We start from the raw sequence: 7922 nt of genomic DNA on the forward strand, positions 1-7922 counted from the left end.
TCAGGAAAGTCTCGAGATTGGACGATGATCAATGAAGTAAATTTAAATCCAGAGAAAAAAGAAGCAATGCGGGCGGCATAAAATTTAATTTGATGCGACAACTAACTTGAAAAACTCCGGTCTTGCTAATAAAGCATGGCTTGTGTTTTCTCACTTACTCTTCTTTCACTTCTATTTTTGCAATAGATATTTTAGTAGCTTTGTTCCGATGCAACAAATTTAGATACCGGTATAAAAAAGCGCGATATAAATATCGCGCTCTTAAATCAACTTTCAACTCGCTCAAATGAGTTTACTCTTTTTCATTTTCCATAAAACGTTGTAGCTGATCTTTTAAGTTTGGCGGAATGCCTTTAATCACTAGTGTATCGGTTGCTTCGTTGTACGTTACGCGCTCACCTAAGTGTTTACGTTCAAAGCTTACACTTACACCACCACCAAGGCCTGAAAACTTAACCATACTGGTTACTGTTTTTTTATCAACGGGGAACGTTTCTTCCAAGTCATAGCTTTGCTCTTTACAAAAACTATCAAACGGGCTGTCATCGCCTTTTGTAAGCGTTGCTGAAAGATCGCTCACACTTGCATCTTCGCCTGTAGTTACGCAGTCATTGCAGTAATCAAATACTTGTTTACGTAAGTCGTCTTTTTCTGATTTATCAAACTGTTGCTCTGATAAATAATCCTCTACGGCACTAAGCATTACTTGGCTTTGCTGTTTTGAATCAATACCTTCTTCGCAGCCTAAAAAGTCTAAGAAAAAGTCAGCTACTTTACGACCCGCACGTCCTTTAATAAATGAAATATAACGATTATCTTCTGCTTGCGTATCCCACGCTGTTAAATCGATACGAGCAGCAAGTTGCATGCGAGATATATCTAAATGGCGAGAAGCCGCTAAATCTAGCTCTGAAGTCATAGAGTAATGCTCTTTAATGTTAATCATCGCAATTAACATGTAATCGGTAGCAACATACTGATAATGACAAAATACTAAATAGCCTGTTTCACTAAATGCATACTTATCAAGCTCTTCTTTTAAAACCGTTGAGGCTTGCTCGGTCATACGCCAAAAGCCTAGCTCATCGTTACGGTAGCTTTGCATTGCAGATGCTACAATGCTGTTTTTATCACCACTGAAAGCACAGTAACCTTTACCTGGCTTACCATTGTATGCATGATGTAATTGTTCGATAAAAACGGCTACTTTATCGTTAATTACCATCTCATCATTTCGAAGGTGAATTTGCGTATCGTCGTCTTTTTTGTCTACATAATGAACGACTAATTTTTTAACGTCTGTTGTCATCTTTGTTTTTCACGCCTCTAGTGTTAAAATACGAGAATATAACTATTTTATTGAACCAACTGATGCCAATCTTATCAAAATACTCTAATGAAGAAGTAGAACAAATCGTCGATCAGCTTATTGATGTGCTAACTAAACACAATGCGCCGGTAGATTTAAGCCTTATGTGTTTAGGAAATTCTATCACGCATATCTTAAAAGAGCATGTACCAACAGGGAAAAGACAAGCCGTAACTGAGAACTTTGCAAAAGCTCTATCACAGTCGGTTAAATAAACTCTATGAATTTATCGCAGCACAATCAGTTTTCATCAAAAGCGAGTCAGCTATTAAGCTGGGGCCATTGGTTTACTTTTGCCAATATTGGCTTGGCGCTATTTATTAGCTTAAGCTACTTATTTGCCGACTCGCCACCAACAAGCTTTATGGGCATTACTTATATGCTAGTAACGTGGTTAAGCCACACTAGTTTTATCGCCTTTTTAGCGTTTGTGCTGACGGTATTTCCGCTTAGTTTAATATTCCCCTACCCACGACATATACGAGGCATGGCGGCTGTTATAGCCACACTAGGCGCTTCACTGCTTACCCTTGATGCTTATGTTTACGTTAATTTGGGTTATCATCTAAGTATATCTGCCTTGCCTGAAATCATTTCATTGTTGTGGCATCGTTTAACCAGTTCACCTGCTTTAACAACCATTTTAGCCAGTGGGATTGTATTACTTATTTTAGGCTTTCAGCTACTTGTGAGTAATTACACATGGCAACACCTTGAGCGCTTAAAACAATATAAATTTGCACGTTACGCAATTTCATTTTTAATAGTGTGTTTTTCACTTAGTCACAGTATTCATATTTGGGCTGACGCAAATTTAAACTTTGACGTAACGAAGCAAGATAATGTACTACCACTGTCATACCCTACTACCGCTAAAAGTTTATTAGCTAAAAATGACCTGCTTGATATAGAAAGCTATAAGCAAGCACATAACGTAAAAATTAATAACCAAAACATTAGTTATCAAATGCCAAGCCCGCTTGATAAGTGCGAGGACTACACACAAGCCAATGTAGATATTTTTGTATTTGAAACCCAGCAACAACTCGCTAAATTTGTTGCCGATAATAAAAACTTACACAAAACAGAGCAGTTTTTACAGCCAACTAATCACGACGATATGCTATTTAGCTTAGTGTATGGTTTGCCAGCTTTTTATAAAGCAGCAATTTTAAGAGATCAAACTCTTCCCGCATGGCAAAGTCAGCGCCGCAGCATTGAAGTAACCGGCGTGGAAGAACTTAGTTTTATAAATGATCAAGCACATAGTTCTAGCGCAATTAGAGTTATTAAAAGTAGCGATAACGCCGTTGTACGAGATGATAAAACACAGGTTTTTGCTTTTAGTCTTGCCAATAACAAGCAAGAAGTAGTAACAACATCAACTTTATATAGCTCCGACAAACGTATTTCTAAAGTAGATGGACTTATTCAACCTAGCGATTTAATTGCAACAAGTGTTGGCCAATATTTAAATTGTAAAGCCATTGCTAAGCAAACAATGCTGGGCGTTAATTTATACAAGAAAAAAGATGATATGGGCGTTAACTACTCTCAGGGTGTCGTTATAGCCTATAAAAAAGATAGGATTACCTTAATAGATTCAGATGGTAACTTTAAAAACATCTCTGCCGCTGAAGGTTTTTCTATTGAACAAGGTTTAGATATACCATTTTTAGTGCAGAGTATTAAAAAGCTTAAAACCTTTACCCAATAACCGTTATCCTAACCTAGCTTGCTATACCACCAAGCTAGGTTATAGTTTTATATTGTTTTGTTAGATATAAAAATCAAGGACGGCATACATGTTTAAAACTTTTCGTAATACCATCCTCCACTCTAGCTTTTTACTTGTCAGTTTTTTTAGCTTTAGCGATACCACTTACTACAAATGCGTAACAGAAAAAGGCACAATCTTTTCTCAACTTCCCTGTGACGACGAAGCAACGACTTATAAAGTTAACACAACGGGTAATCAGTATTCAGGCCCAAAAGTTGATTACACTAAACAACTGAACGAACTTGAACGTGAAAGGCTTCTATCTGGCTTACAGGCAGAGTTACGCAGCAATAACCACAAACTCACAATACTTGATCGTAATAAGCAGCGTGCTGAATATAAACAACAAGAACGGTTAAATCATATTCTAGCCATTGATGATAAAAAGCGTATTACTAAAGACATTACTAAAAAACTAAAAATAATTAATAAAGAGTACAAAAAAGACGTATTGGTTATTACTAAACAAATTAAAATTCTCGAAAAAAAGATAGCTCAATACCAATAAATCACTCTTAATTAGCAAGTAATATTTATCTTGGTTTTAAACTTAAAATAACATACCCTTAACACAATAGAGTATAAGCTCTAGGGACTATTAAGGAGTGCAAATGCAGCCTCGCCATATTGCTGAATTAATTTTAACGGGTTTTAAAAGGCACTATCAGCTATTTCAAAAAACAACGGCCAAAGCCCCTCTCGCCTTTGCAAAAAAAGATTGGCAAGCAATTAATGATATCAGCCGTTTGCGTATCAGCTATTATGATGATCGTGTTAACGAAACCACACAAGCGCTAAAAAAAGAAACCCCAACAGAGCAACTAGATGAAAGCCTATGGCTCAAAGTTAAAAAGATATATCAGCATTTTTTATGTTTCCACCCTCAAGCAGAACTCGCCGAAACCTTTTATAACTCTGTATTTTGCCGGCTGTACCATAGGCGCTATTTTCATAATGACTTTATATTTGTAGAAGCAACCTTAAAAGATGCTCCTTCAGTACCTGTAGAAGCAGAATATAGGACATATTTTCCAGTAGTTGATGGCCTAAAGCCAACAATAAAGCGCATTATTAATCATTTTGATTTTAAAGCCCCATTTGTAAATTTAGAGCGTGATATTCGCCTTCTTGTTAAAGCTTTTTATAAACAAGCCCCCGATACACATCATCAACCTTGGCAAATGCGCTTTGATATTTTGCACACACCTTTTTACCGTAATAAAGCAGCTTATATAGTAGGACGTGTTGTTTCAAAAAGTGGGGTTCAGCCTTTTATAATCGCCGTATTACACGATGAAGATAACGGATTATATTTAGATGCACTTTTAACTAAATCGTCTCAAATGCGTGTCATTTTTGGCTTTGCCCGCGCCTACTTTATGGTAGAGACTCATGCGCCTTCAGCACTTGTCCGGTTTTTGAATCAGCTTATGCCAAACAAAACACTTGCTGAGCTCTATAATGCAGTGGGTTTTCACAAGCAGGGTAAAACTGAGTTTTATCGAGAGTTTTTAAATCACTTATCTCACTCAAGTGATGAGTTTACAATTGCACCGGGGACTCCCGGTATGGTGATGATGGTATTTACCCTCCCCTCATTTGGTTATGTTTTTAAAGTAATAAAAGACAAATTTGGTGAAAGTAAGCCCTTCGGCCGTGATACCGTATTAAAACGCTATCAACTGGTAAAAAATCATGATCGCGTTGGCAGAATGGCCGATACCATAGAGTATTCTAACGTCGTATTTCCTTTAGCGCGTTTTGATAGTAATTTACTTGCGCAATTACATAAAACAATTGGCTCATCAATGGTAATTGAGGGCGATTGGTTGATCATCAAGCATTTGTATATTGAACGACGCATGACACCACTCAATTTATTTTTAGAAAATGCTGATGAAGAAAGTGCCGCAGACGCGATTGAAGAATATGGGCAAGCTCTAAAAGAAATGATTGCCGTTAATATATTTCCTGGCGATATGCTCTTAAAAAACTTTGGTGTAAGTAAGCACAAACGTATTATTTTTTACGATTACGATGAAGTTCAATACCTAACAGATATGAACTTTAGAGCATTACCGAAAGCAAAGAGCTACGACGATTATTTAATGGATGAACAAAGTTACTCTGTTGCACCACAAGATGTATTCCCAGAGCAGTTATGTACATTTGTAATGCCTAATCCTATGTATAAAAAGTTTTTCCTCAGCACTCATCCAGAGCTTATAGATGTTAGCTTTTGGAAGCAGGCGCAACAAAATATAAAAAATGGGCAGGTAAGTCATATTTACCCATACCCGACAGCACAGCGGTTTATCCATCACTGGTAGACGCAAAGGACACACAATGAATATAAGTAAAATAGATTTAAATTTACTCGTTTATCTCGATACATTGCTTCGAGAATGCAATGTAACACGCGCTGCTAATCAATTGAGTATTACGCAGCCCGCAATGAGTAATGGCCTTAAACGTCTTCGTAACTTATTTAACGACCCTATTTTAGTTCGTACCAGCGATGGTATGGTCCCGACAGAGCGCGCTTTAGAGTTACAACCCGTTATTCGTGGCATATTAATGACGCTTGAAGAAACCCTAGCACCCAATAGAGAATTTGAGGCAAGCCAGAGTAAACGTGTATTTAGAATAATGGCCAGTGATTACGCTGCAAGTACGTTAGCGCCAAAGCTCTTAAGTAAACTACACGAAGAAGCCCCCGATACTACTTTAGATATACTCACACCAAGTGATGTAACCTTTCATGACGTAGAAAACGGCAAAGTAGATATGGCAATCAACCGCTTTGAAAACTTACCTCAGTCTTTTCATCATAAACGTATTTGGAAAGACAGTTTTTGCTGCTTAGTTAAGGCCGACAACCCTATTATTGAAAACTTTAGCCTCGACAGCTACTTAAAAGCGCGCCATATATGGGTGAGTAAAACAGGTTTTGGTGTAGGCGTGGGCATGGACCCTAAAGATGTGCAAAAACTTGGTTGGGTTGACGAAGCACTTGCCCACTTTGGTAAACATCGCAACATTGCCACTTTTACGCGTAACTACCATGTAGCGATTCATTTAGCTAAAGAGAAAAATTTGATTGCGACCCTTCCTTCAAAAGCCGCAAATATATACTTAGATGATCCGGGGCTTAAAATTTTAGAGCCACCGTTTCCAATTCCTCCTTTTGAGCTTGATATGATTTGGAGCCCACTGTTACATCGCGATGCGAGCCACATCTGGTTACGCCAAAAAGTCGCTGAAGTAGCTGAAGAGCTAAAATAACTTTATTACACAATATAATGTAAAAATTGCTAGGTTAATACTTTCCTCATTAACTTAGCCCCTCTCTGAAATGAAATTAAGCCAATAAAATCAAATGACTACATAAAAATAAAAACGTGGAACATACATTGCTTTTATTAAATTGAACTATACATTCATTTAATAAAAGAGGTCATTATGAACACCCATCAAGGATCAGAAGTAAATCATATTACTGACATCATTCAAGTTATGAACAGCGGCATCGATTTTTATCAAAAAGCACAGGAAAAAGTTGAAGACCCTGCTATTGGCGCACTTTTTCAGCGTATGATAGATGCCCGAAAAGTGAGTGTTGAGCGCTTGCAGCCATATGCAATTAATGAAAAAGGCGAACGCGAAGATGGTTCATCTTTCGCAGTTGAAGCACGACGTGCATACACAGCCTTACTTACTACATTCACCTCACATAACGACAGCACGTATGTAAAAGAGCTTGAAGAAGTAGAAGATAAAACGCTTGTAGAAATTAAAGCCGCTATGGATAAACCACAACCGGCTGATTGCGAAGCTGCACTGGCTAAAACATTATTAACAATGCAAAGCTGCCATGCAGAAATGAGCCGTATGCAAAAGCAGTAAGCTTACATAACGCATAAATACAACCCAGCCTAGCGCTGGGTTTTTTATTGCCTCTAATACCAATCTGCATAAATCTTTAAGCAATTTAACGAATTAAATCACACTATAACGATGCCATATAGACCCCATATAAGCAGATTGCTATAAACACCACCTTATTTCGCCACATTTTAAATACATAATGAATACAAATATTTAATGTTATTAGAATGTTTATTTAACCACGCTTTATTTTTGCTGTGCTAATTTTGTTAATAGGTACCTAAAACCTTGCTGTGGCGCCGCAGCATTTAATTAAAAATAAGGTCCAATATGAAAAGTAAACTAACTAAACTGCAAAATAATGTTGATGTAGATATGACCCCGATGTTAGACATAGTGTTCATATTACTAATTTTCTTTATTGTAACTACATCTTTTGTAAAACCTGTGGCTATTGAATTAAACCGACCACTCGACAGCCCTCAAATAGATAAGCCTGTTAAAAATGCTTTATTTAGAATTGATGAAAGTAACGGAGTATATTTTTCAGGGAGGTTAATTGATTTAGAGCAAGTTGCGACTAATTTAGCGATGTTCGCGGCTAAATATGAAATAAGTTCGGTACTTATAACCGCAGACGAAAACAGTACACATAATACTTTAATGAGTGTAATGAATAATATTAAGCAATACGATGATTATTCAATAAGTTTGATTTCTAAATAAAACAGCCCAATATAAAACCAAAAAAAGGGCCTTACGGCCTAATGCCAGTCAGTTAAGCTGACTGGCATTTTTCTTTTTATGGGGATACTTAGATGGTTTTGGCTTAACCCATCGGGGATATCTTCTATCCTCTCGTCTAGCTGGAAGCTTAAATAAGAC

General features: G+C 37.1%; 8 protein-coding genes. 7 read left to right on the forward strand and 1 reads right to left on the reverse strand.

Going from position 1 to position 7922, the window contains the following annotated elements:
• Nucleotides 1-292 precede the first annotated feature (292 nt).
• Nucleotides 293-1309: a nucleoid-associated protein YejK gene (gene yejK / locus I6F48_RS20795; RefSeq protein WP_197120224.1), complete on the reverse strand. Its 1017-nt coding sequence runs from the start codon at nucleotides 1307-1309 to the stop codon at nucleotides 293-295.
• Between the two features lie 62 nt (nucleotides 1310-1371).
• Between yejK and I6F48_RS20800 the strand changes: the two genes are divergently transcribed.
• The 7 genes from I6F48_RS20800 (at nucleotide 1372) to I6F48_RS20830 (ending at nucleotide 7763) form a co-directional block, all read left to right on the forward strand.
• Nucleotides 1372-1584: a DUF1414 domain-containing protein gene (locus I6F48_RS20800; protein ID WP_007375276.1), complete on the forward strand. Its 213-nt coding sequence runs from the start codon at nucleotides 1372-1374 to the stop codon at nucleotides 1582-1584.
• A gap of 5 nt (nucleotides 1585-1589) precedes the next feature.
• Nucleotides 1590-3086 carry a DUF3413 domain-containing protein gene (locus tag I6F48_RS20805; protein WP_007585701.1) on the forward strand — a complete coding sequence of 499 codons (1497 nt, stop codon included), beginning with the start codon at nucleotides 1590-1592 and terminating at the stop codon, nucleotides 3084-3086.
• 88 nt (nucleotides 3087-3174) lie between these two features.
• Nucleotides 3175-3657: a DUF4124 domain-containing protein gene (locus I6F48_RS20810; RefSeq protein ID WP_197120225.1), complete on the forward strand. Its 483-nt coding sequence runs from the start codon at nucleotides 3175-3177 to the stop codon at nucleotides 3655-3657.
• Nucleotides 3658-3760: 103 nt separating this feature from the next.
• Entirely contained in the window at nucleotides 3761-5479 is a 1719-nt protein-coding gene (aceK, locus tag I6F48_RS20815; protein ID WP_197120226.1) for a bifunctional isocitrate dehydrogenase kinase/phosphatase, read from the forward strand.
• Nucleotides 5480-5495: 16 nt separating this feature from the next.
• Nucleotides 5496-6434 carry a LysR family transcriptional regulator gene (locus I6F48_RS20820; protein ID WP_002961484.1) on the forward strand — a complete coding sequence of 313 codons (939 nt, stop codon included), beginning with the start codon at nucleotides 5496-5498 and terminating at the stop codon, nucleotides 6432-6434.
• Between the two features lie 177 nt (nucleotides 6435-6611).
• Nucleotides 6612-7055: a ferritin-like domain-containing protein gene (locus I6F48_RS20825; RefSeq protein WP_007585695.1), complete on the forward strand. Its 444-nt coding sequence runs from the start codon at nucleotides 6612-6614 to the stop codon at nucleotides 7053-7055.
• 312 nt (nucleotides 7056-7367) lie between these two features.
• Complete coding sequence (locus I6F48_RS20830; RefSeq protein ID WP_197120227.1) at nucleotides 7368-7763, forward strand: ExbD/TolR family protein; 396 nt, start codon at nucleotides 7368-7370, stop codon at nucleotides 7761-7763.
• Nucleotides 7764-7922 lie beyond the last annotated feature (159 nt).

Origin of the sequence: Pseudoalteromonas sp. SWYJ118 (assembly GCF_015864505.1) — a bacterium.
Taxonomy (GTDB): Bacteria; Pseudomonadota; Gammaproteobacteria; order Enterobacterales; family Alteromonadaceae; genus Pseudoalteromonas; species Pseudoalteromonas arctica.